Origin of the sequence: Singulisphaera sp. GP187 (genome assembly GCF_900129635.1) — a bacterium.
Classification (GTDB): Bacteria; Planctomycetota; Planctomycetia; order Isosphaerales; family Isosphaeraceae; genus Singulisphaera.
The window spans coordinates 813262-835284 of record NZ_FSRB01000003.1; the positions used below are offsets into that span (position 1 = coordinate 813262).

General features: G+C 62.6%; 12 protein-coding genes. 7 read left to right on the forward strand and 5 right to left on the reverse strand.

Translation table 11 applies throughout. The annotated features are described in order from the left end of the window. Positions 1-452 precede the first annotated feature (452 nt). From BUS42_RS39335 to BUS42_RS39360, 4 genes are all read left to right on the forward strand, one after another. On the forward strand, positions 453-1418 hold the full coding sequence (locus BUS42_RS39335) for a leucine-rich repeat domain-containing protein (protein WP_074316984.1): 966 nt from the start codon (positions 453-455) through the stop codon (positions 1416-1418). A gap of 1000 nt (positions 1419-2418) precedes the next feature. Continuing rightward, positions 2419-3420, forward strand: a complete 1002-nt coding sequence (locus BUS42_RS39345; protein WP_074316988.1) for a 3'-5' exoribonuclease YhaM family protein — start codon at positions 2419-2421, stop codon at positions 3418-3420. Positions 3421-3678: 258 nt separating this feature from the next. Further along, positions 3679-5979: a ribonuclease R gene (gene rnr / locus BUS42_RS39350; RefSeq protein ID WP_074316989.1), complete on the forward strand. Its 2301-nt coding sequence runs from the start codon at positions 3679-3681 to the stop codon at positions 5977-5979. Between the two features lie 855 nt (positions 5980-6834). Then, positions 6835-7881 (forward strand): HEAT repeat domain-containing protein, encoded by a 1047-nt coding sequence (locus BUS42_RS39360; RefSeq protein ID WP_074316992.1) that lies wholly within the window; start codon positions 6835-6837, stop codon positions 7879-7881. Positions 7882-8056: 175 nt separating this feature from the next. On the opposite strand, the gene BUS42_RS39365 is transcribed toward BUS42_RS39360, so the two are convergent. From BUS42_RS39365 to BUS42_RS44015, 5 genes are all read right to left on the reverse strand, one after another. Further along, entirely contained in the window at positions 8057-12301 is a 4245-nt protein-coding gene (locus BUS42_RS39365; protein ID WP_083671307.1) for a cobaltochelatase subunit CobN, read from the reverse strand. Positions 12302-12343: 42 nt separating this feature from the next. Beyond that, positions 12344-14095 (reverse strand): IS1634 family transposase, encoded by a 1752-nt coding sequence (locus tag BUS42_RS39370; protein WP_083670021.1) that lies wholly within the window; start codon positions 14093-14095, stop codon positions 12344-12346. 796 nt (positions 14096-14891) lie between these two features. Then, the gene (locus BUS42_RS39375; protein ID WP_216821134.1) at positions 14892-15215 is read right to left on the reverse strand and encodes a DUF2149 domain-containing protein; all 324 of its coding nucleotides are present in this window, start codon (positions 15213-15215) and stop codon (positions 14892-14894) included. Then, positions 15205-15870, reverse strand: coding sequence for a MotA/TolQ/ExbB proton channel family protein (locus BUS42_RS44010; RefSeq protein ID WP_159452351.1), 666 nt, complete (start codon positions 15868-15870; stop codon positions 15205-15207). The genes BUS42_RS39375 and BUS42_RS44010 overlap by 11 nt, the downstream gene beginning before the upstream one ends. Next, on the reverse strand, positions 15867-16589 hold the full coding sequence (locus BUS42_RS44015; RefSeq protein WP_074317000.1) for a hypothetical protein: 723 nt from the start codon (positions 16587-16589) through the stop codon (positions 15867-15869). The genes BUS42_RS44010 and BUS42_RS44015 overlap by 4 nt, the downstream gene beginning before the upstream one ends. A 694-nt stretch (positions 16590-17283) precedes the next feature. Here BUS42_RS44015 and BUS42_RS39390 point away from each other — a divergent pair. From BUS42_RS39390 to BUS42_RS39400, 3 genes are all read left to right on the forward strand, one after another. Further along, on the forward strand, positions 17284-18747 hold the full coding sequence (locus tag BUS42_RS39390; protein WP_083671313.1) for an APC family permease: 1464 nt from the start codon (positions 17284-17286) through the stop codon (positions 18745-18747). A 185-nt stretch (positions 18748-18932) separates the two neighbouring features. Beyond that, positions 18933-19922, forward strand: coding sequence for a HEAT repeat domain-containing protein (locus BUS42_RS39395; protein ID WP_074317003.1), 990 nt, complete (start codon positions 18933-18935; stop codon positions 19920-19922). Between the two features lie 524 nt (positions 19923-20446). Next, positions 20447-21916 carry a hypothetical protein gene (locus BUS42_RS39400; RefSeq protein WP_074317006.1) on the forward strand — a complete coding sequence of 490 codons (1470 nt, stop codon included), beginning with the start codon at positions 20447-20449 and terminating at the stop codon, positions 21914-21916. The last annotated feature ends 107 nt before the right edge of the window (positions 21917-22023 follow it).

Consider the following 22023-nt stretch of genomic DNA (forward strand, 5'->3'; position numbering starts at 1 on the left):
CTTCACCGCCAGATAGGCCCGACCGAGCAACACGCCGACAGGATGGATTCGAGTTCAGGATGAAGTGCAACGTCTTGCCGGAGTCCCTTCAGCGCCTGCTTTAGGTGCCTGGCCACGGCTTCCCATGGCGAATTCACCTGGGTTGAGCACGGACCTGCTTACTTCACTGATTCTCCCAAACCTCCCAACTGAAGTGCCCGGCGACTCAATCGGCTCGGCGTGACCTCGGATTGATGTGACAGACGACCAGGACATCTGTCCCTAGACCTGGGACTGTGGCACAGGCTAGGATGGACGCCTCAAACACTTGTTGGGATTGTAACGAGCCATTACCCCGCCGGGATCGCCGGCTTTCAATCACATTCATCGAGACTTACGTCGAGTCGAAACCGTCACTGGCAGAATAGTGTTGACATATAGAACCCATCAGTTTTTCAATCCGTGAAAATCGAATGAGGAAGCCAGTTCAAGTCATCTTTCAATCGTTGGTCGGGGCCTGTGCCGGGATGACAGCCGGGGTTATCCTTATTGGCATATTGGGGGCACTTACGGGGATTCCCTATATCCTCTCCCATGCCGGTCCGAAGAACGACCCTGTTACGATGTTCCTCGCACACACCGTCATGTACGGACTCTATATGGGCCTTCCTGCCGGTGCCCCGATTGGAGGACTCATCGGTTTGGTCGCCGGGGGGATTCGGGGATTGAGGTCGGGCACCTCGACGGTCCGGAAGATAGCGATTCACATCGATGATTTCGACACCGCACAGGCGCCCGCAAAATCTGTCATTTCCACAAAGGCGCCGTCTTCATCGCGTTCGTGTAGCTTCGTTGTCGTGATCGCGATGGCAATTCCCGGTGCTATCATTCTCGCGTGGCTGATCAACGGGTGGCGGGAGGGAGCCAAGTTCGATCGCTTCTCATCCGAGGTGACGAGGCTGGGTGGCCGCGCCGAAAACGCGGATTTCGAGGGCTGGTCGAATACGGTAGAGGCCATTAATGTAGACCTCTCGTCAACTGCGACTGACGATGACGATTTGGAGCGACTCATCCGCGACAAGATGTTCCATCGGGTCCACTCTCTCTCGCTGTCGGGAACCCGGATCACCGACAGGGGCGCTGCGATGCTCGATGCGTGCCCCTGGTTCAACCACCTCGACCTCTCGCACACATCGGTTACGGACCGAGGCCTCGCGTCGATGTCGCAGTGCTGCGCACACACGCTGAAACTCTCCGGGACGCGCATCACTGATGCCACCCTCCAGCTTATAGAACAACAAGCCGAACGCTTCCCGAACAGGAGCATCGACCTGACTGATACGAAAGTGACCGAGGAAAGAGTGAGGGAGTTGGGGAAGTTCCAGTCGATGATGAGCATAACCTACGGCTCTATCAAATCGCCAAAACATACGAGGTGAATCGCACATCGGCTGGAGTACGAACGGCTATTGCCAGCCCTTCGCCCCGTTCGGAGGCTCGATCCCGACTGTTCGCGGGACATCAATGGAGGGCAAGTGGCCAGGCACCTCATTGGGGAGGTCTGGGAACAGAAATTGGGACATTCTTAAATTCTTGATGCAGTCTGCGCAAACTGGATTAAGAGTTTCCTCGTCCTCCGCGAACCCCATGAAACGACGCGCCCGGCAGTAGACCAATGCGGTAAAGGTGCGCCCCCCGAACAGCGGGATGTGTTGCAGAGCCGTGTTGCCCTGAATAACCGTGGAGCAGGAACTGATGAAGAAATGCGACGGGATTGAGCACGCTCCACCCCCAAATATGCCCGACCGAGAACAGGCGGACAGGATGGACTCGGGTTCAAGATGAAGGGAGACGTCTTGCGGGAGTCCCTTCAGAACGGGAGCAATCCGGTAATGTCATGCATCAGAGGGGCTCCTGTGCGCAATCGAGTCGTTAGGCAACCCCATCGTGCCAGTAGGCAACCCCATCGTGCCAGGCGGACCTGCTTTTCTCAACCCCTGCAATCGCTTCACCTTGCCGTTCGCTTCGCGCCATTCAAGACTGTCCCCATTTCCGCTCGCTCTCAGCCCTGGTCGGTGGCAAAACACCAGTGCAAACGGTCGCCGAAGCCCGGCAACGCCTTGACCGACGGCATCGCCGACTGCGATCGATTCTTGCCAGTGCAAAACAAAGCAAGGAGGCGCCGGTCTCGATGGGAAGGTGGCTCGGTCTCGGCCTGATCGTTGGGAGGGAACTCGTCCGACCCAGTGATCGCATGAACAGTAATTCGCGGGCCAGCCGGGTCCTGAAAAAAGCGGTCGGCACCACGGAACCAGGACCGCGGTTCGAGGTCACTTGACCCCACCCGCACTCGCCCCCTACAATCACCGCTTCGGTGGGCTTCGCGTCCGAAATTCCTGAACGAACCACCCGGTTCCGCACCCACGGTCGAACTGCCGCATGAGCCGTCGCTATGTGAATCAGCTGAGCAACGGAGACGCGGTCGACGAATCCTTCTTGGTCGCCGACAAGCAACTCCGTGCGAATCGCCAGGGCAATCTCTACCTCCACCTTGAACTGCGAGACAAGACGGGAAGCGTCGGTGCGCGGCTCTGGAATGCGAGTGAGGGACTGGCGCGAACGTTCGATCCAGGAGACTATCTCCGGGTCAAAGGGAAGACGCAAGTCTTCCAGGGCGCCCTGCAACTGATCCTCTCGCATATCGAGGTCGTCGATCCGACCAAGATCGAGCCCGAGGATTACCTCCCGCAGAGCACTCAGAACGTCGCGCGTCTGACCGCAAGGCTCCGCGAAATCCTTTTGAGTATCAGCAATCCGCACCTGCGGGCGCTCGTCGAGTGCTTCCTCATCGACGAGGAGTTCGTTCGCAAGTTCACCACGGCGCCGGCGGGGATTAAAAACCACCACGCCTACCACGCGGGTCTGCTCGAGCACGTCGTCACGATCCTCACGATCGCCGACCGGATCGTCGACCTCTACCCCGAGCTCGACCGCGACCTCCTGCTTACGGGCATCTTTCTCCACGACATCGGCAAGGTCAGCGAGCTCAGCTATGACCGCGCCTTTGCCTACAGTGATGAAGGACAACTCGTCGGGCACCTGGTCATGGGTGTCGAGATGCTCCGCGACAAGGTCGAGCAGAGCGCTGACCTGACGGGCGAGCCGTTCCCGAACGAGCTCTTGCTCCGCCTCAAGCACATGATCGTCAGCCACCACGGCACGCACGAGTTCGGCAGCCCCAAGTTGCCGATGACTCTTGAGGCGATCGCGCTCCACTACCTCGACAACCTCGACGCCAAGATCCACACGTTCAGCCGTGAGATCCGTGACGACCCGTGCCGCGAGTCGAGCTGGACCCCGTTCCAGCAGAACCTGGGCCGGAGACTCTTCAAGGGGGTCACCCAGTCGAACGGCCTCCCGGACGAATCCGAGGAGTCCTGAAACGCCCCCGGGGCGGTCGGCTCGACGGAGAATCGCTCTCCGTCGGCCGGTTGATACCGGGAATCGAAGGAAGTCTGAAGGCCACGGGTTCCGTTCTCGGGACCCGTGGCTTCACTTTAGACCAAGGCGTTCTCACAACCGGCGGACGGATCTCACTTCGGAACCGGGCTGGCCTCGCACAGGCCGGCAAGGTAGCCTGCTGCGCCGGGCCCTTCGATCACGGTGCCCAGCCACTTGGCCGAAGCGGAGAGACCGTCGATGACCGACCCGACAGAAAAGGTGCTAGATCTGGTCTCCGAGGCCGACTTCAAGCCGATGACATTGAAGGCAATGTCGCGCCGGCTCGGGGTCGATCCCGACGATTACCCGGAGTTTCGGGCCGCGGTCAAGGGGCTGATCAAGGACGGCCGACTCGAGATCGCCAAAGACAAGCGACTGAGTAAGCCCCACACCAAGGGGGCGATCATCGGCCTCTTCCGACGGTCGGCGAAAGGCTTCGGCTTCGTTCGCCCCCACACGTCGAAGGAGAAGGCCGACCAGATCTATATCCCGGTCGATCAGACCCGCGACGCCTCGAGCGGGGACGAGGTCGCGGTCAAGATCACCAAGCGGCCCAAAGGGCCGGGGATGAACGTCGAAGGCCGGATCATCCAGGTCCTCACCCGGGCGTCCGGGATCTTCGTGGGGACTTACTTCGAGGAGCTGGGGGCGGGATTCGTCCGGGTGGACGGCACCACGTTCGGCGCACCGATCTATGTCGGGGATCCCGGCGCCAAAGGGGCCAAGCCGTCCGACAAGGTCGCGATCGAAATGGTTTCCTATCCGACCCCGTATGCCGCGGGGGAGGGGGTGATCAGCGAGATCCTCGGCCCGCGCGGTCAGCCCGGGGTCGACACCTTGGGGGTCATCCGCGCGTTCAATATCCCCGATACCTTCGACGAGGAGACGCTCAACGAAGCGCGGAAGCTGGGCAAGCAGTTCTTGGAGACCGAGATCGGCGACCGGCTCGACCTCCGCGACACGCTCACGGTCACGATCGACCCGGCGACGGCGCGCGACTTCGACGACGCGATCACGCTCTCACGCGACGACCGCGGGTTCTGGAGCCTGGGCGTCCACATTGCCGACGTCTCCCACTTCGTCCAGCCCGCCTCGGACCTCGACCGGACCGCACGCCAGCGCGGCACCAGCGTCTACCTGCCCGATCGCGTCATCCCGATGCTCCCCGAAGTGATCTCCAACAGCCTGGCGAGCCTCCAGGCCGGCAAGGTGCGCTACACCGTCAGCGCCCTCTTGGAGTTCAACGCCGAGGGGATCCGGACCGGCCTGAGCTTCGCGCGCTCGGCGATCAAGGTCGACCACCGGTTCTCCTACGAACAAGCCTTCCCGGTCATGAAGGAGCCCGAGGCCGAGCACGAAGGGGTGGCGCCTGAAGTGGCCCGAATGCTCGGCGCGATGCTCGAGCTCGCCCAGATCCTCCGCCGCCGCCGCTTCGACCGCGGTGCGTTGGAGCTGAACATGCCGGCGGTCGAAGTCGACCTGGGTGACCAAGGGGAGGTCGTCGGGGCTCACCTCGCCTCGAACGACGAGAGCCACCAGGTGATCGAGGACTTCATGCTCGCGGCCAACGAAGCGGTCGCGACCTTCCTGACCGAGAAGCATGCCGGCTTCCTCAGGCGGACCCACGCCGACCCCGAGCCGACCAAGCTGGACGCGTTCGCCGAGTTCGCCCGTAGCCTGGGCCTGGAGATCGAGAACCCTCAAAGTCGGTTCGAGATCCAACGGATCCTGATCGAGACCGCGGGCACGCCAGACGAGTACGCGGTCCACTACGGCGTGCTCCGCAGCCTGAAACAGGCGATCTACACGCCCGACCCCGAAGGGCACTTCGCCCTGGCGAGCGAGAACTACTGCCACTTCACTTCGCCGATCCGCCGCTACCCTGACCTGCAAGTCCACCGCCAGTTGACGACCCTGCTCGAGGGCAAGCGGCCCAAGAGCGACCACGACGAGCTGGCCGTCCTGGCCGACCATTGCACGAAGACCGAGCGCCGCGCCGAGGCCGCGGAACGGGAGCTCGTGAAGATCAAGCTCCTGACCTATCTCGAGAGCCGGATCGGTGAGTCGTTCCAGGCGATCATCATCGGCGTCGAGGAATTCGGCCTCTTCTGCCGGATCGTCAACCTACCGGTCGACGGCCTCGTCCACATCACCAGCCTCGCCGACGACTACTACTACCTCGAGTTCGAGACCCACACCCTGATCGGTCGACGATCCGGTCGCCGCTACCGGCTGGGGGATCCGATCGAGGTCCGGATCACGCGGATCGACATCGATCGCCGGGAACTCGACCTCGCTCCGGCCGACATTCACATTCAAGAAGCCGAATCTCGCCCCCAACGGCCGGGAGCCACACCAAGCACCCCCGAAGCGCGTCGGGCCCGCCCGCCCGCATCGAGCTTGACCAAGGCCGCACGGGCGAAGTCGAGCCCGAAAAATCCGAAGAAGAATTCGAAAACGAAGAAAGGGAAGGGTAAGGCGAAACGCCCCAAAGGTTGATCGCCCACTCAGCTCGACTTCCCATTGGATCGGGGCTTCACCCGGCGCTTCGGACTCCGAGCAGCGGGGCTCTTCGGGGCAGCGGGGCTCTTCGGGGCAGCGGGGCTCTTCGGGGCGGTTGGGCTCTTCCGGCTCGGTTCTTTGCTAGCCTTGGCCAGAGTTTCCCGGATGAAGTCGACCCCGGGCAGGTTGAACAATAAGGCTTCCGCTCCGCTGGGTGCCACCTGAATCAGGTGCCAGCAACCACATTCACCGCACGTCCCCAGCAATTCGTTGGGGTCGTGCGCTTGCGGCTGTTGAATGTCGAGTTCCGTCTGACACTTCTGGCAAAGTGGCGAGATGCAGCCGTCTGGAGCAACTTCCAGCACGGTCACGTTCCACCTGATTGAGAGCGGATGCTTAAAGAGTGGATGCATCGCGGGCCTCCACGATCCTCAAAGGAGCCTGAGTCGAGGGCAGCGAACCCGAACCCATCCTTGAAAAGTGTTCGGCACTCTCCCACCTCGAGTCAAGCCAAGGAGCGAACCAACTTCAGTCTAGCCTTAAATATCGCCCTCCGCCAAAAAGGCCGACGGGAATCTTGGATTCGCGGTCTGCCCCTGTTTACGGCCTGAGATTGCGAAACGTGAAAAGGCTTCATTGTGTTCTTGTCCTGGGAAATACCGATGGAAAAGAAAGCGGGCGAGACCGCGTTCGGTCCCTCTCCAAACAGGAAGGTTCCGGGACAAGCCGGGTCGATCGCGAACGATTGGGGTTCACAAAACGGGCCGAGACCATAAGAATCTCCGGCCAACCGGCCCGAGGATGTTGCGGGCCGGACGACACCTCTCCGATGGACCGATGGGAGCTCTTGCCATGAAGAAACGATGGTTCAGCGCCGGCCTGGTACTGGCCTTGGGGGTGGGCAATCTTCCGAGTTGGGGCCAGGTCGTGGGTCGAGAGCGCGACGTGACCATCACGGGACCGCGCGGCCGCACGGTACAGCGGAGCATCTCCAGCGAGCGTGGCCCCGGCTTCGTCAACCGCGAGGTGACGATCCAGCGGCCGGGCGGGACCTTCCAGAGCTCGAACACCGCGCAGCGGATCGCCCCCCGGGGCCCCGCGCCCTACGCAGGGAGGGGCTACGTTCCCACGGGCCATCACGGCGGCGGCGGCTACGGGCCGCGGGGTCCGGTGATCGTCGAGCGCAACGTCTTCGTCAACAACAATCGAGGGCCAGGCTGGGGTCCCGCGTTGGCGGTCGGTGGCGGTCTCTTCGGGCTGGGGATGTTCGCCGGCTCGGCCCTCGCTTCGGCCCCGCCGACCCCGGTCTTCGTGGCTCAGCCGGCTCCGGTCTACATGGCCCCCGCGCCACCGCCGACGGTGATCTACAACGCACCGCAGCCGTACACCCCGGTCGCCCAGGCGCCGGCGACGGTCGTGGTTGATCCGGTGGCCAACGCGGTCGGCCGGCTCCAGAGCAATCACGGTAACAGCCGGATCGAAGGCGCCTACACGCTGGGCCGGCTCCGCGACGCGCGGGCCGTGCCCGCGCTCGTCGATCGACTCAAGAACGACTGGGACAAGGACGTTCGCGTCGCCGCGGCCAACGCCTTGGGCGAGATCGGCGACCCTCGCGCCACCGAGTCACTCCGGCAGGCCGTCTCCCTCGACAAGCGACAGGCGGTCCGCGACGCCGCCGGATTGGCCCTCGGCCAGATCGCGAGTGGAGTTCCCACCGAGGTTCACGCCGAGCCCGCTCTCGGCCCCGGCCCCGGAGCGTCAGCGATCAGGACGCCCGCCCAGTCCCCGTCGCCGACCTCGGCCCGGTACCGAGACGTGGCGCCGCCGATCGAGGAGCAAGTTCCTCCCGACCCGACGCCCTCGCTCTCCCTGTCTCCCGGCTTCAGCGGCACGCCCTGAATCTCCGCGTTCGCCAAGTCGAGAGACTTGAATTTCGAGGTAACCGAAACCCGCCGAGAACGGAGAGTCCTCTCCGTTCTCGGCGGGTTTGAGTTGGCCCGTGCGACTGCTGATCTCCCACTGATTCGTTGACATCTTGAGATCAGAAAAGCGTTAATGCAACCTGGTCACTCGTTCAATCCCGGCGGTTGAGATACCCGAGCCCCAGCAAGCCCACCAGGACGACGACGGCGGCCCCGCCGGCGAGTGCGGCGGTCGTCACCCCAGGTCGAGCGGAATGGCGCGGTGCCGTCGAGGCGGACGGCTGAGCGGGCTTGGCGTCGACTCGTTTCAAGGCCAGGCCCTCGACCTTCCGACTGCCCGAGGCGGCCGCTGCACCGTTGCGGACCTGGTCAATGGCCGCAAGGTATTTGCCTCCGGCTCCTGGGCCGAGGTGCTTCTGAATCGTCGCGCGGAGCTTGCCGTTATCGCAGACGAAGCCGCTGCACGCGGGACGATACTTCTCAACAAGGTCGGCGTGCAGGACGGAGACAGCGCGAAGCTGTTCGGGTGACGCGTTCCACAGACCTTTGCGGGCGGTTTCGACCATGACGGCCGTCATTTCTTGGAGCGCGTAGGGATTGGTCGCGGCAAACGACTGTTGGATCCCCAACTGCTCGCGATCCTGGACGTAGACGGCGTACAGCTCGTTCCAGAGCTCGTCATCGATCAGATCGGGCTTGAGTGCGTTCCAGCCATACGTGTTTCGGAAGGACTCGGCGAACACCGCGGCCGAAGACGCGCCACCGGCCTGGAGGTCGCGGATGTATTTCGGATTGAGCAAGGTGCTCCGGGCTTCGACCCAGATCGCTTCCTTCGCGTCCTGCACCTTCGGCTTGTGCTTGTTCCGCATGTCGGCAAAGTAGGCGTCGGGCTCGTTGCCGGTGACGGTGCGGATCGCCGCGTTCAGCCCTCCCATGAACTCATAAACGTGGTCGAGCGAGAGCGGGCCATTGACGTGGGACGTCCGGCTATGGACCAGGGTGTCGGTGTTTTGCAGGGCCCCCTCGAAGACGCCGGGCTTGAAGTCCGCCCAGTGCTCTGACGTATAAACAGCCCCCATGTTCTTGAGATACTGGTCGGCGACCTCCTGGGTCGACTCCCAACGGTCGCCCGCCTCGACCAGGCCCATGATGCCGGTCCCGTAGTTGCCATTGACCCCGCCAAAGATCCGGGCGGTTGCGAACCGCTTGGCCTCGGCCGGCGAGAGCCCGCGCTCCTTCATTACGGTTTCGGCCGCGATCGTCCCTTCCCGCACCTGGTTCTCGAACCCTGGTGGATCATCGGCCGAAGAGGCAAGCTTCACGGCGCGATCAATCAATGCAAGGCGGCTGGCGGCCACATCGCGCAACTGGCCGGAGGTCTGCACCACCACGTCGATCCGGGGCCGTTTCAATTCCGACGCCGGAACCAGCCGAATGCTGTGGACCTCGCCGCGGGAGTTGCGGACCGGCTCGACACCCAGCATATGCAGAATCATCGCAATGTCGACGCCCTGGGAGTTGATGAACTCCCCGGCCCAGAGGCTGATGGCGATCTTTTTGGGATACTTGCCGGTCTGCTTTCGCTTGGCTTCGATCATCTGCTCGGCGAGGTTCTTACCGACGCGCCAGGCTTCAACTGACGGGGTTTTCTCTGCATCGATCGAGGTCAGGTTGCGGCCGGTGGGGACGGCGTCGGGATTCGTGATCGCGTCACCTCCCGACGAAGGCGACACATAGCGACCGTTGAGCAATCCGACGAGTGAGTCGAGCTCGCGAGTCGTTGAGACCGCGAGGCCGTCGCGGTTACGGATGAGGGTGGAGAGAGTCTCACGCAGGACCTTCACCGCACCGACGTATTCCCGTTCGCGTTCGTCGAGGACCGCGACCCGGGGATCGGCCTCCGTGATCGCCACCTTCGAGTCAACCTTGGGCGCGCGATCGGGCCGCCGTTGACCTTCCCTCTGGGAGTCGCCCGCACGAAGCCTGTTGGCGAAGAACGGGTCGTCGGTCATCACCCTGTGGTCCTTGTCGTACCGTTCCAGCCGCGCCAGATCGGCTGGATCAAGGAATGATTCGGGGGTCGCCTTGCCCGAGAGGATCTGATCGATCGTTTCAAAAGCCGGCTTGTGATAATGCGTGTCGAAGTAGGTCTTGTCATCGAATTGGGCCGCTGTGATCTTCCCCCGCGCCTGGTCGAGCCGCGCCCGCGCCTGAGCGACACCGTCGACACCCATCAGCCGGGCGGTCTCGACGATCCGATCGGGCGCGTAGGGGACGCCCAACGTGTACAATCCTCGCGTGATCTTCTCGAGGCCGACGGTCATCAGGTAATCGTGGACATGTTCAATCTGATCTTCCGTAAGCGGAGCGGAACTTTCGCCGGGGAAATTCAAGTCTTTGTTGATCTTCTGCTCGCGGACGATCCGCGTGATGGTATCGACCAACTCGGCCTTGAGCGCCTGGTCGGTGGTCGACTGATACGAACCGATGGCCGTTTGCAGATCTTTTAGCGGGCCGTAGAGTTCAGACTCGGTGAACGGTGGAGTCAGGTGCGAGACGAGCGTCGCGTAACCGCGGCGCTTGGCGATGACGGCCTCGCCGATATTATTGATGATGTAGAGATAAGCGTGCGGCAGGTCGCCGACGAGCGCATCGGGCCAGTCGAGGCCCGACAGGGCATTCTGCTTCCAGGGCGTGAACTCCAGGCTTCCGTGAGTGCCGAAGTGGAGCAGGGCGTCGGCTTTGAAGCCGTAGCGTGCCCATAAATAGGTCGCCAGGTACGGATGCGGCGGAGCGACCTTCGCGCCGTGGACGAGCTTCGAGGAATCGTCGCCCATCGCCGGTAAGAGTTGGGGCAGAAGCACGACGTTTCCGAATCGAACGCGAGGCAATGCCAGGTACGATTTGCCACCGCGTTCGACGGACAGGAACTTGCCGGGCGCAGGGCCGTACTGGTTCTCGACGTCCGCATACGCGCTTGCCGCAATCCCGCTCCGCACCCACTTTTCGTACTCGGCGGCCTCGATCATCTCGGGGTCGCCGTCCTTGAGAAAGCCCTCGAAGGCCCCTTCGGCGTAGGCACCGAGCACCGGCCCCCGGCGCTGGACGTCCTTGAGGAATTCGTCGACCGTCGCGGGCAGGGGACCCGTGTCATAGCCTTCACTCTTGAGCCGCTTGAGCAGATTCAGGAGCGACGGCGCCACCTCGAGCGCCGCGGCGGCCATGGCATTCTGACCCGGTCCTTTGTAATAGACGATCGCCACCTTCTTCTCGGCGTTTGGCTTCTTGCGGAGGTTCAACCAGCGCTCGACCCGCGAGACGAACGTCGAAACCCGCTCGGGGACAGCCCGGGGCACGTTCAGACCGCGTTCGTTGGGGGAGAGAGCGCTGATCGCATACGGCTCGGTCCCGCCATCGAGCTCGGGCATAACGATATTTTGACTCATTATGCCCCCTTCCATCCCCTTCTGGGACGAGACCCAGGCGTTGTACTCTTCCTGGACGGTGATGGGGCAGAGCAACGGGATTCCATGCGATTGCAGATAAGCGATCGCCTCATCGGCCTTGCCCGGCGCGAGTCGACCATGAGGGACGTAGACGACCAGGTCGGGCTCGATCTCACGGACGAAGTCGAGCCGCTTCAGAAACCCGGCGATCGGATAGACGTTGAAGTCTTTCGCTTCGAGCTGCGTGATGAGCTCGTCCATCGAGCCGAGGTTCGGGTTGCGCGGACCGAGGATCGAGGTCAGGAGTGCAATCTTGGGACGGTCGGGCTTGAGCTTGCCAGCCTTCTTGTAGAAGGCCTGGTAGTCGGAGACGGTCGCGAAGAAGCGGTCGTCGCCCAGGTGGAAGAGGGCGTCGGAGGGAATCCGTTGAGGTTCGGCGGCCTCGGGCGCGAAGAGTGTCTTGCCGTCGATCGCGCGGCGGGTGTAGCGGACCAGGGACGCCAGATTCTTCCGGCCCCCGTTCTCGAAGTACGCGCCCACGCGTTTGAGGTCATCGCCCGTCAGATCGGTCAGGTCACTCGCCGCGTTCGTCGCACCATGGACGTAGACTCGCGCCCCGGCGGCGATCCCGCGCCGCACGGCGGCCTGTTGAGGCTCGTCCAGGTTCAAGCCCCGCCCGAACAGGAAGACGGCGTCGTACCGCCGCAGATCGGTCGCCGCCAACTGATCGAGATTGATCCGCTCCAGCCGCGCCCACGAACCGACCTCGGCCTGCGCATCGAGCAGTTCGGCGAACTGGAAGTCGCGAAAATTCACCACCGCGATTCGCGTGGGCGCCAGGCAACGCGACCAGCCCAACCAGGCCAGGGCGCTGAGCGTGGCGAACAGAAAAGCGGGAACCAGGACCCGGGGCCGGAGAAAGTGGCGAAGCCTACAACCTACGTTCCGCACATCTCTGGTTCATTATCTCCGAATTTCCGGCGGCCTGCAATTTCAGCGATCGTAGGCCGTCGCCATGCCAAGCAGGTTCAGAATCTGGCGTTGCAACTTGGAGAGCTCGGTCGTGAATTCCACTGGCGCTTGCCCCTCCACGATCAGCTGATGACGCTGCACCTCCTCGAACAAATCAATCACCCGACGTGCCGTCGGGCGATGGCACGCTCGACCTTCCGGGTACAGAGGCACACTCTTCACACCATCGCGTTTCATCGCCGCACGCAGTTCCCGCTCCAGCAGCGCCTCGGTCAACAGGGCCAAGAAATAGACGCAAAGCAGCGACTGGATCCGCCCCACGTTCTGCAGGTACACGGGAGCCACTTCGAAGTCTGTCTTGAGTTGCGAAAACCGCTTCTCGATTACCGGCTGACGCTTGTATGCTAATAGCAATTCTTCCTCAGTAAGCAATAACTCGTTGGTGATTAGGGGAAAGACACCGTCGACGCACATTTCCGCCGCGAGAGCAACATGGTCGATGCGGTAAGTCAATGCGATGCGAACGGTCTCCTCTTTCACGTAGCGCGTCTTGTCGTTGGGACGGCCACGCCCCTCCTGACGGTAAGTTTCCTCCCGTTTTTCCACGACTTCGACTGTGATCCACCGGGCCAAGTCCCGCGGCTCCAGGATGGCCGCGACCGCCTCCTTGACCTTTCCGAGTTGGCGATAGCGGCTACGCGGCGAGCTGAGTTTTAACCGCAGTTCCGACAACGCCAGCAACGCACGCTCCACTTGCTGATGACGTGATGATGCGTCGACTTCCGCTTTCCGTGTGCTGTGACACCAGATCAGACGGTAGCCCTCGGCACTGAGGGTCGCCTGGTCGGCCACGCTGTAGCGTTCCAGGAGAACTCCCTTCTCATCCCGCTTCTCATGGATCGGCTTCCAGGTCACCTGGTCCTGGTACAACAACGCGCGGAATTCGCCATCTTCGGAGCGGGTACGAGGCAGGATGCTCAGGAATCGGCCGCCGTGCTGGTGCAGGTAAGCCATGTTCTCGGCGGTGGCGAGCTTGCAGTCGGCCACATAGAGAAAGTCCCGTCGCCCGGTCAACTGGCACAGCAGGTCCCAGGTGGCACGATGAGTGCGGTCGTCGGTGGTATTCCCGCTTTCGACGCGGAAGTGAACCGGTACGCCGCCATCGCGAGTGACGGTCAGGACGTAGAGCAGTTGTTTGAGGTCAGGGCGATGATCCTTGTTGTGCCCCCAGGTAATGGCCTGGGTCTTCTGGCCCCGCATCAGGTCCTCTTGGGCCGCCTCGCGATAGTCGCCGTGGAAGGTGATTGTGGTCGAGTCGTTATGGAGTTCGTCCAATGCGACGTTGAACTCCGCCACGGCATGGGTGGCGACGGCCAGGGTGAACGAGGGGACATTGGCGTCGAAGAGTCGGTCGAGACAACGTCCGACGCGGTCGTCGTTCCAGTGGGGCAGTTGGGCCGGGGTCAGAGCGAACCACTCGGCGGGGTGGCGACTCGCCCATTGGCCGACGCCATACATGGGTTCACGGGAGACGAGAAGGTTCTTGAGCAAGAGAAGGAGGCCGGTGGAGGTGGCGATCTTTTGGCGGGCATCCTCGGGGGGAAGGTATTGGCGGAGGAAGTCATCCAGTCGAAGTCGGCGGATGATCCGATCGAGGATGGGAAGGGCGCCGAGCCGGAAGGACTTGAGGGACTGACCGCCGGTGTGGGCCGCCTCGCCGGGACTGAGATCGGGAGCGGGATTCGACTGGCGCGGTCGTTTTTGTTCTGGCATGGACCATGGCCTCGAGAGGGATCAAATCGTCCTCGACATGCCCGCGATTGGCGACAGGCGTCGGGTTGTGATTCCCGTCGGCATGATTGTCCGAGAGTCGAGCGGGTCAAGGTGGAAAATTTTGTTGACTTGCAGAAATAATTACGCCTTGACGTAAGTCTAGGCCCGCAAGACTTACGTCAAAAGCGAATCCTCAAGTTTGACTCCGAAAGGAGGCAGGGAACGGTTGGGACATTGCCTTGCATGGGAAACAAGCGAAGAATCGATGGGGAACGATCACGATGGGTTGGCGGGACGAGGAGGCGTGATGTGAGCAAGTCAGTGGCGGAGATCATGGAAGGAGCGGGTCGCGGGAGCCAATACATCAGCGTATGCCAGAAATAGCAGGAGGTGAAAATTCCGAGAAATTGCAGGCGAGATGTGCGGAACGTATGCTACAAGCGACACCCGAAGCGCATAACATCACGGATTACCTCTTTACTAAATATCTCGAATCAGGTGGAGCTTGTCGCCCTTTGCATTGAATGATGTGCAATCCCTGGGTGCCACGGGTTGGACTCAACCCGTGAGCCAAAAACCTGGGCGATCGCTCACGGGTTGAGTTCAACCCGTGGCACCCAGCGGCCTTTGCATCCCAGCAAGATCGCTCATCAGAAAATCAAAGAAAACCGAGTCAAACGGCTTCGGTTACGCCTTGGCCCGGGTCTTGTGGCAGCAGGGAGGATCGCCTCGCCGAGTGTCCTGAAATCCGTGTCATTCGATTGCCCAGAACCAAGCCCAGGTGTGGTGAAAGTCATCAATGCGACGGCGGGGCCGCTTCGGGCACGTAGATGATCTGGCCGTCTTCGAGTTGGTAGGCGGCGCCGACGCGTTTGCCGCGGCCTTCGCCTTGGTTTGCAGTCCCCTGGTAGCGGGCGATCTCGTGGCCCTTCTTGACGATGATCTCCATGTCGGACTGGCCCGGGTTCTTGACCAAGGTCATGTCCTGGTCGGACAGCAAGTCGGCAACTTGCGGGCGGACCACCAAGGCGATCATCAAGGCTGCGCCGACGACCATGGCAAGGTCGAAGAGGTTGGCCACGCCCGATAGTGGATCGTCATCGTCGCCCTCAAATTGCAAGCCCCGCGATCGTCGGCTCGGTCGCATTCCCATTCGGACGTACTCCCATCAGAAATTTTCGATCTTCGGTCTGTTCCTGAGCGAGGTCATAGGCGTAGCGGAGCAGCTCGAGATCGGCCCCCGCCCAGCGTTGCTTGACGAGTCGGATCCAGAAGCCAAGGCCGCCGACGAACAGGCCGACGACCGTGGCGGTGAGCCCCTCGTCGACATTCGCGGCCATCGCGGCGATGTTGCCCGAAGCCAGGCCCGCGAGCGCTGGGCCGATCGGGATCAGAGTGCCCATCAGGCCGAGCATCGGACCGAGCCGGATCAAGGCTTGCGGACCGTCGAGGCCCCGGCGCGCGGCCAGCTCGAAATCGGCCATCGCCTTGTCCGCGTGGATCGGGTGCCAACCGACCTCGGCACAGCGGCGGAGGGTCCGGATCGGCTCGATCGCGCCGACGAGGTCGGGCGCAATCACGGTGCGGACCGGCTCGTGAAGCAGTCGCTCGGCGATCGACCGCGTGAGCGCCTCAGTCCGTCTCCGCTGGATCGCGGCGCCCAAGAAGTCGCCGAGCATCAACAGTGAACCGCCCAGAAGGCCGGTCATCACGACCAATACGGGTATGAGCAACCCTGCCGAAACCCATGACAACAGATTCGACAACAAACTCACCGTGCCTTCGCTCCTTTCGCCTGAGAGGAATCCGGGAACCATCTGCGCGCAAGCCCAAGGCCGGCGGACGCGACCACAATCAAGGCGAGAATCGCGGTGGCGCGAGCGTCCACTTCCACCAGTTTCAAAGCCGCCAATCGCCTGTCGATCAGCGGGGGCAGGGCCGCGCCAAAGGCAAAGAGTCCCGCGAACAGCGGTACCGCTCCCCCGGCGCGGCGAGCGACGTCCGGCTGAACGAGTCGGAGTGCAACCGTGAGCGTGACGAGAGCCGCGAAGCAGCCCGTCGAGAGCAGAAGGTTCAACGAGGTGAACCCCCAGCCCGATGCCCATTGATAGAGCATCACATGAGCACCCAAGATCCCAACCGCCAGGGTGGGTGATGGCGCCAGGGCCGACGCCCACCTCACCGCCTTCCGCCTCAAGCTGAGCTGCTGCCACTCCTCCTCGTTCATGCCCCCGGCAAGCCCCAGCGCGGCCCAGCCGCCAGCGACGGCTTCGACGACAGCGAGAGTTGCAATGGCGCCGGGATGGTCCAGCTCCGTGGCCCAACCATAGATCCGTGCGGCGTTCGTCCCCGCGATCAGGTCGCCTGCGAGCCACGGAACGAGCGACCAGAACGCGGCAACAAGCAACGTCGGCCAAGCGCGATCGAGCCAGGAGAGCCGGAACGTTGTCGTGGCGACTCCGATCCATAGAAAACCAGCGATGCATATTTCCATGGTTTACCCACGATTTTTCAGCCCCGGAGGGGCAACCGTCAGAGCCGGCCCATGCGTTTAACGGTCGCCCCTTCGGAGCTGTAACAACAAATTCTGACTTGATTTCATCTTAACACCATGAGCTTGCGCCCCTGGCTACGAACGGTCGCCCCTTCGGGGCTGCAATGACCCCGCCCGACGCAAAAACGGTAGGGACTGAACATGACTTTTCTGACTACCAGTAAGCCGGTGGACCTGGCATTCCTTAAACCAAATCCATTGAATCGTTTTCACTTTTAGCAAATCCATTACGCAACGATTCACAGCTTCACACTGACCACACATCCAGCGAGGCCAGAGTCGTGTTTCTTTCTCGAGCCAGGCGGCCATCGATCGACAACGCTCCAGGCCGAATGGAATCAAAAACCCCTACCGAGGCAAGTGCCAATCGCGGCAGGAAAGTTCCCGAAGATCCCAAGAAATCATCCGACATCATTTCCATGCCCCCACTCCCGTAGGCCGATCGAATCAAGGGTGGCAGTGAGACTCGTCGCCTCCGACCGCGTGACGAGAGTCGTTGCAAAAAGGAAGTAGGACATGTTACATCTATGAAATTCCAGGGGTTTGTGTCACTGGCGAGGAACGGGCGTCCTTCCAAGGCGGGATGTTCGCAAGCCAGGCTCAGAGCCACCCGACCGTAAACTGTGGAGCGAAGATGCCAAAGGCGAATTGCGAGCCCAGGACCGAGCGGGCGGAGGTAGGGGAGAGTCCGCCCAGGATGCCCGCCGAGTTCGGGCTGCCGATGGCGACCTTCATTATCGTGGCGAGCATGGTCGGCGTGGGGATCCTGACGACGTCCGGCTTCACCGTTTACTTTGTGGGTAGCAATCAACTGATGCTCGGCCTCTGGGTCCTGGGCGGTGTGATCGCCGCCTCGGGCGCATTGACCCTCTGTGAGCTGTCAGCCGCGATGCCGAAGACCGGGGGCGATTATGTTTACCTGCACGAGGCGTATGGCCCGCTGGCGGCGTTCCTGTCGGGCTGGGTCTCGTTCCTGATCGGCTTCGCAGCCCCAAGCGCAGCCGCGGCGTTCGGGGCAGCCAAGTTCCTCCTGGTCCCCCTCCACCTCGAGGGGCCGACCGCTCTCTACGTGCAACGCGGCCTCGCCAGCTTCGCGATCCTGGCCTTCGCGACGATCCATACGAGAAGCCGGAGTGGAACCGCCCAGGTCCAGGGCTGGATCACGTCACTGAAGCTCATCATCTTGGTGCTATTCGTCCTTGCCGGGCTGGCCGTCGGCTGGCCCCATCACGCCAACCTGGTCGACCTTCCGCCGATGACCGGTTCGCGCGTTGTGGCCATGATGTTCTCGCTCGTCTATATCTCCTATGCATACATCGGTTGGAACGCGGCGTCGTACCTCGCGGGTGAGATCCACGAGCCGCAGCGGCTGCTCCCCCGGGCCATTTTGCTCGGAACCGCGGGGGTCGTCGCCCTTTACCTCGGCTTGAATGTGGTGTACGCCCTCGCCCTCTCGGCCAACGACGTCCGCGCAATCGTCGACGGCCCGGGGAACCGCCTTCCGTTCAAGCCCGAGGCCGTCGCCCCGATCGCGCAACTCGCCGCGCAACGCCTGTTCGGCACACGCTGGTCCGACCCGCTCTCGGTCTCCATCGGCCTGATGCTCCTCTCGTCCCTGAGCGCCTACGTCCTGGTCGGCCCGCGCGTGATCTACGCGATGGCCCACGCGGGACAATTCCCCAAGATCGCGAGCCGACTCTCCACGCGGTCGGCAACCCCGGTGGTTGCGACCGTCTTGCAGGTCGTCTGCACGCTCACGTTGCTCTGGTCGGGTTCGTTCGATAGCCTGGTCATCTACGCCAGCGTCGGCCTCGCGATTTTCTCGATGCTGACCATCAGCGCAGTTTATGTCCTTCGCGTGAAACGGCCCGAACTGCACCGGCCGTTCAAGACCCCCGGATATCCGGTCACGCCCGCGATCTATCTCGGGTTCACGGCGCTCCTCACCGCCGCCGCCTTCTCGGAACGGTTCTGGGTTTCTACCTACTCGCTGCTCAGCATCATGGCGGGCATCCCGATCTACTACCTCTGGCAGAGGAGCCGCCGATCGAGCGCGGAATTGCCGACGGAAAACGCGGTCCCGACCCGGGGTGAGTGACGATCGTCCGACGCGAACCGGCCCGCGCCCGACATGCTCGTTTCCACCAATGCGGCGATGCCGCCGCTGGGGTTGCTTGACGGCCGGTGCTGAATCCTTAAACTGAGGGGAAGGGTGCGTGGAACGCGCCGGTGAAATTCGGCGCGTGCCGCGCATTCGCTTCTCTCTCCCATGAATGATGCCTCATGAGCCATCCGACCGAGCCGCCGCAGCCGTACGACCCCGCCTTGACCGACCTCCCCCCCGTCGAGGCTCCCTCGGCCGGGTTCATCGTTCAGCTCTTCGTGATCCCGGCCGTCATCGTGGCGGTCGTGATCGTCGTCTGGCTCCTGTTCGGCAAACTCGCCGGCGGCGAGCGCGACGCGATGGAGTACGTCCGGCTCCTGCGCTCGCCCAACGCCCACTGGCGGGCGGCCTATGAACTGGCCAGCCTGATCCAGAACGACCCCAAACTGGCCAATGACCCCAAGCTGCTCGGTGAACTCACCGACCTGCTGGCGCACGACCTCGACCTCGCCGAGAGCCCGGAACTCACGCAGTATGTGACCCTGACCCTGGGCGCCTTCCAGACCCTCGACGCCCGGTCGCCCGATGGCCGAGACGTCGATCCGCTCGCCATCCTCTCCCGCGCCCTCGAGCCGAAACAACCGCCGCAAGTCCGGCTCGCCGCCGCCATCAGCCTCGCCAAACACGCCGCCCGGCTCGACGACCACCTGGAAGACGCCGGCGCGATCAAAGCGCTTGATGTCGCGAGTGAAGACGAGAACCAGGAGCTCCGCCAGGCCGCGGTCTATTCCCTCGGCTTCTTCGGCGGCGATCAGGCGGCGCGCGTGCTCCGCGACCGGCTCAAGGACGTCGACTGTTACGTCCGCTACAACGCCGCGATCGCCTTGGGCCGACGTGGCGACTCCGAGAGCCGGGGCGTGCTCCGGGAAATGCTCTCCTCCACCGACCTGAACAAGACCATCACGCTCAGCTCGCCGACCGAGAAGCACAGCAAGATCGAGGCGATCGAGCTCGAAGCCCTCCAAGCGCTTCAACTCTCGGTCGATCACAAGTCACCAGGGCTGGCCGAAAGCCTCCGCCCGGAAATCAGCAGCCTGAGCAAGTCAGGGCTGGTCAGCGTGCGGAACCGTTCCCTGGCACTTTTGAAAAGTTTACCCGACTCCCCCTGAAACGATCGTACTTAAAGGTCGACGGCTCGCGAGCGTGCAGCGTCCATTCGGACCGATCGTGAGAAATGCGCGGACACCGGCGCACGATGAGAAAGTCCTTGCCGGCGTGCAAGATCGGTAACAATCGCACGCCGGACTCGGTCGCCTTCGGCCACAATCTTGGCTGACTGCGCAAAGTTTGAGGGGAATGCAAATCAGAGCGGCGCGCGGGTTGCTCTCTTGGGCAGTCCGGCCGACTGAAGAAGTCCGGTTTCAAGCCAACTTCTTTATATCGGCGGAAGACGCTCCGGAATTCGGGAAAAATTCGTTTTCCCGCTAACCTCCCAATTTGCCCATGTTATACTGATCTTAGACGTGTTTCCGAGTGACGAAACGCGCCTAGCCCGATCGAGTACGACTTGGGAAATCCCAACGGACTCGGGGGAGGACGATCTCAGGGACGAGGCATGGCTCTCCGTCTTGGGCCGTTTGACACCTTAGCGCAGACATCAGGGAAGCCCGCTTACATCGTCGAGGAGAAACGCATGTCGGAGTCCATGAGAGTGATGCGTCCCATAGCGGGCGCGGCCTTGGCGTTGTGGGGGCTCGCGAGCCCGGCCTTGGCCACGTACGGCGGAGGGGCGTGTACGAGTTGTGCGCCCGCTCCCGTCGTGCAGACGCAGTGCAACGTCGTGACCCTGGCACCGCAGTACCAGACGGTGATGCAGACCGTTTTTGAGACGGTGTATGAGAATCAGCCCACCACGGTGATGGAGACCCGCTACCGCCAGGGGTATCGGACCGAGAACTACACCGTGATGCGGCCCGTCTCCGAGACCACGCAGGTCGCTCGGAAGTATACGGTGATGCGCCCGGTCTATCAGACCACCAACACCCAGCGCCGTTACACGGTCTGCAAGCCGGTCTACCAGACCACCAACACCCAGCGCCGCTACACCGTCAGCCGACCGGTCTACCAGACCCAGCGGTTGGAGCGGAAGTACACGGTGATGCGACCCGTCTACCAGACGTCGTCCGTGCAGCGCCGTTACACGGTCTGCAAGCCGGTCTACCAGACCACCAACACCCAGCGCCGCTACACCGTCAGCCGACCGGTCTACCAGACCACCAACACCCAGCGCCGCTACACGGTGATGCGGCCGGTGATGCAGACCAGCATGGTCTCGCAGAACTACACGGTCTGCAAGCCGGTGACCACGGTCCGTCAGGTCGTGGAAGAGTGCGGCTACTACGAGCGGCAGATGGTCGAGGTCCCCGGCCCGATCGTCGAGCAGCCGGTCTGCGCCCCGGTGGACCCGTGCGCTCCGAAAACCGGTAGACTGTTCGGCTTCCTCCACCACAAGAAGCGGCAAGCCTACGCGACCGTGGCGGTTCAGTGCCCCCCGCGCACCGTCTGCCAGTCGGTCTTTGTCTCGCGCCCCGTGGTTCGCAACGTCTCCGAGACGAGCTACGTCTCTGAGACGGTGACCCGCCAGGTCCCGGTTCAGACCTGCACGATGGTCGCCGAAGAAAAGGTCGAGACCATTCCCGTCACCACCTGCCAGATGGTCTGCGAGGAGAAGGTCGAAAACATTCCCGTCACCACCTGCCAGTTGGTGTCCGAGGAGCGGGTCGAGAACGTCCCCGTCACCACTTGCCAGATGGTCGCCGAAGAACGGGTGCAGCCCTACGAGGTCCGCACCTGCACCATGGTCAATGAGGAACGGGTCGAAAACATTCCCGTCACCACCTACCAGATGGTCGCCGAGGAGCGGGTCGAGAACGTCCCCGTCACCACCTGCCAGATGGTCGCTGAAGAACGGACCGAGATGGTCCCCGTCACCACCTGCCGAATGGTCGCCGAGACCGCCGAGCGACAGGTCCCGATCTGCGTTCCCGAGCAGGTCCCGGTCACGGTGAACCGGTGCGTCGCCCGCCAGGTGGCCCGCCAGATTCCCGTTCAGACGTGCACCTATGTGCCCGTGGCCGTCCCCGCCTGCCTCACCTGCCCCTGACTCCGACTTCGTTAGGTTCGGCCTTCCCGGCCGCCTGGGTTTCTAACCGAAAACGGCGGCGTCCCTCCCCGGGACGCCGCCGTTTTTTCATTTCATCATCTCAGCAT

Bases quoted from the DNA above. Each gene is read 5' to 3' on its own strand.
- BUS42_RS39360 (WP_074316992.1), top strand. From the start codon at position 6,835: ATGAAGAAACGATGGTTCAGCGCCGGCCTGGTACTGGCCTTGGGGGTG.
- BUS42_RS39390 (WP_083671313.1), top strand. From the start codon at position 17,284: ATGCCAAAGGCGAATTGCGAGCCCAGGACCGAGCGGGCGGAGGTAGGG.
- BUS42_RS39400 (WP_074317006.1), top strand. From the start codon at position 20,447: ATGTCGGAGTCCATGAGAGTGATGCGTCCCATAGCGGGCGCGGCCTTG.
- BUS42_RS39345 (WP_074316988.1), top strand. From the start codon at position 2,419: ATGAGCCGTCGCTATGTGAATCAGCTGAGCAACGGAGACGCGGTCGAC.
- BUS42_RS39395 (WP_074317003.1), top strand. From the start codon at position 18,933: ATGAGCCATCCGACCGAGCCGCCGCAGCCGTACGACCCCGCCTTGACC.
- BUS42_RS39370 (WP_083670021.1), bottom strand. From the start codon at position 14,095: ATGCCAGAACAAAAACGACCGCGCCAGTCGAATCCCGCTCCCGATCTC.
- BUS42_RS44015 (WP_074317000.1), bottom strand. From the start codon at position 16,589: ATGGAAATATGCATCGCTGGTTTTCTATGGATCGGAGTCGCCACGACA.
- BUS42_RS39335 (WP_074316984.1), top strand. From the start codon at position 453: ATGAGGAAGCCAGTTCAAGTCATCTTTCAATCGTTGGTCGGGGCCTGT.
- rnr (WP_074316989.1), top strand. From the start codon at position 3,679: ATGACCGACCCGACAGAAAAGGTGCTAGATCTGGTCTCCGAGGCCGAC.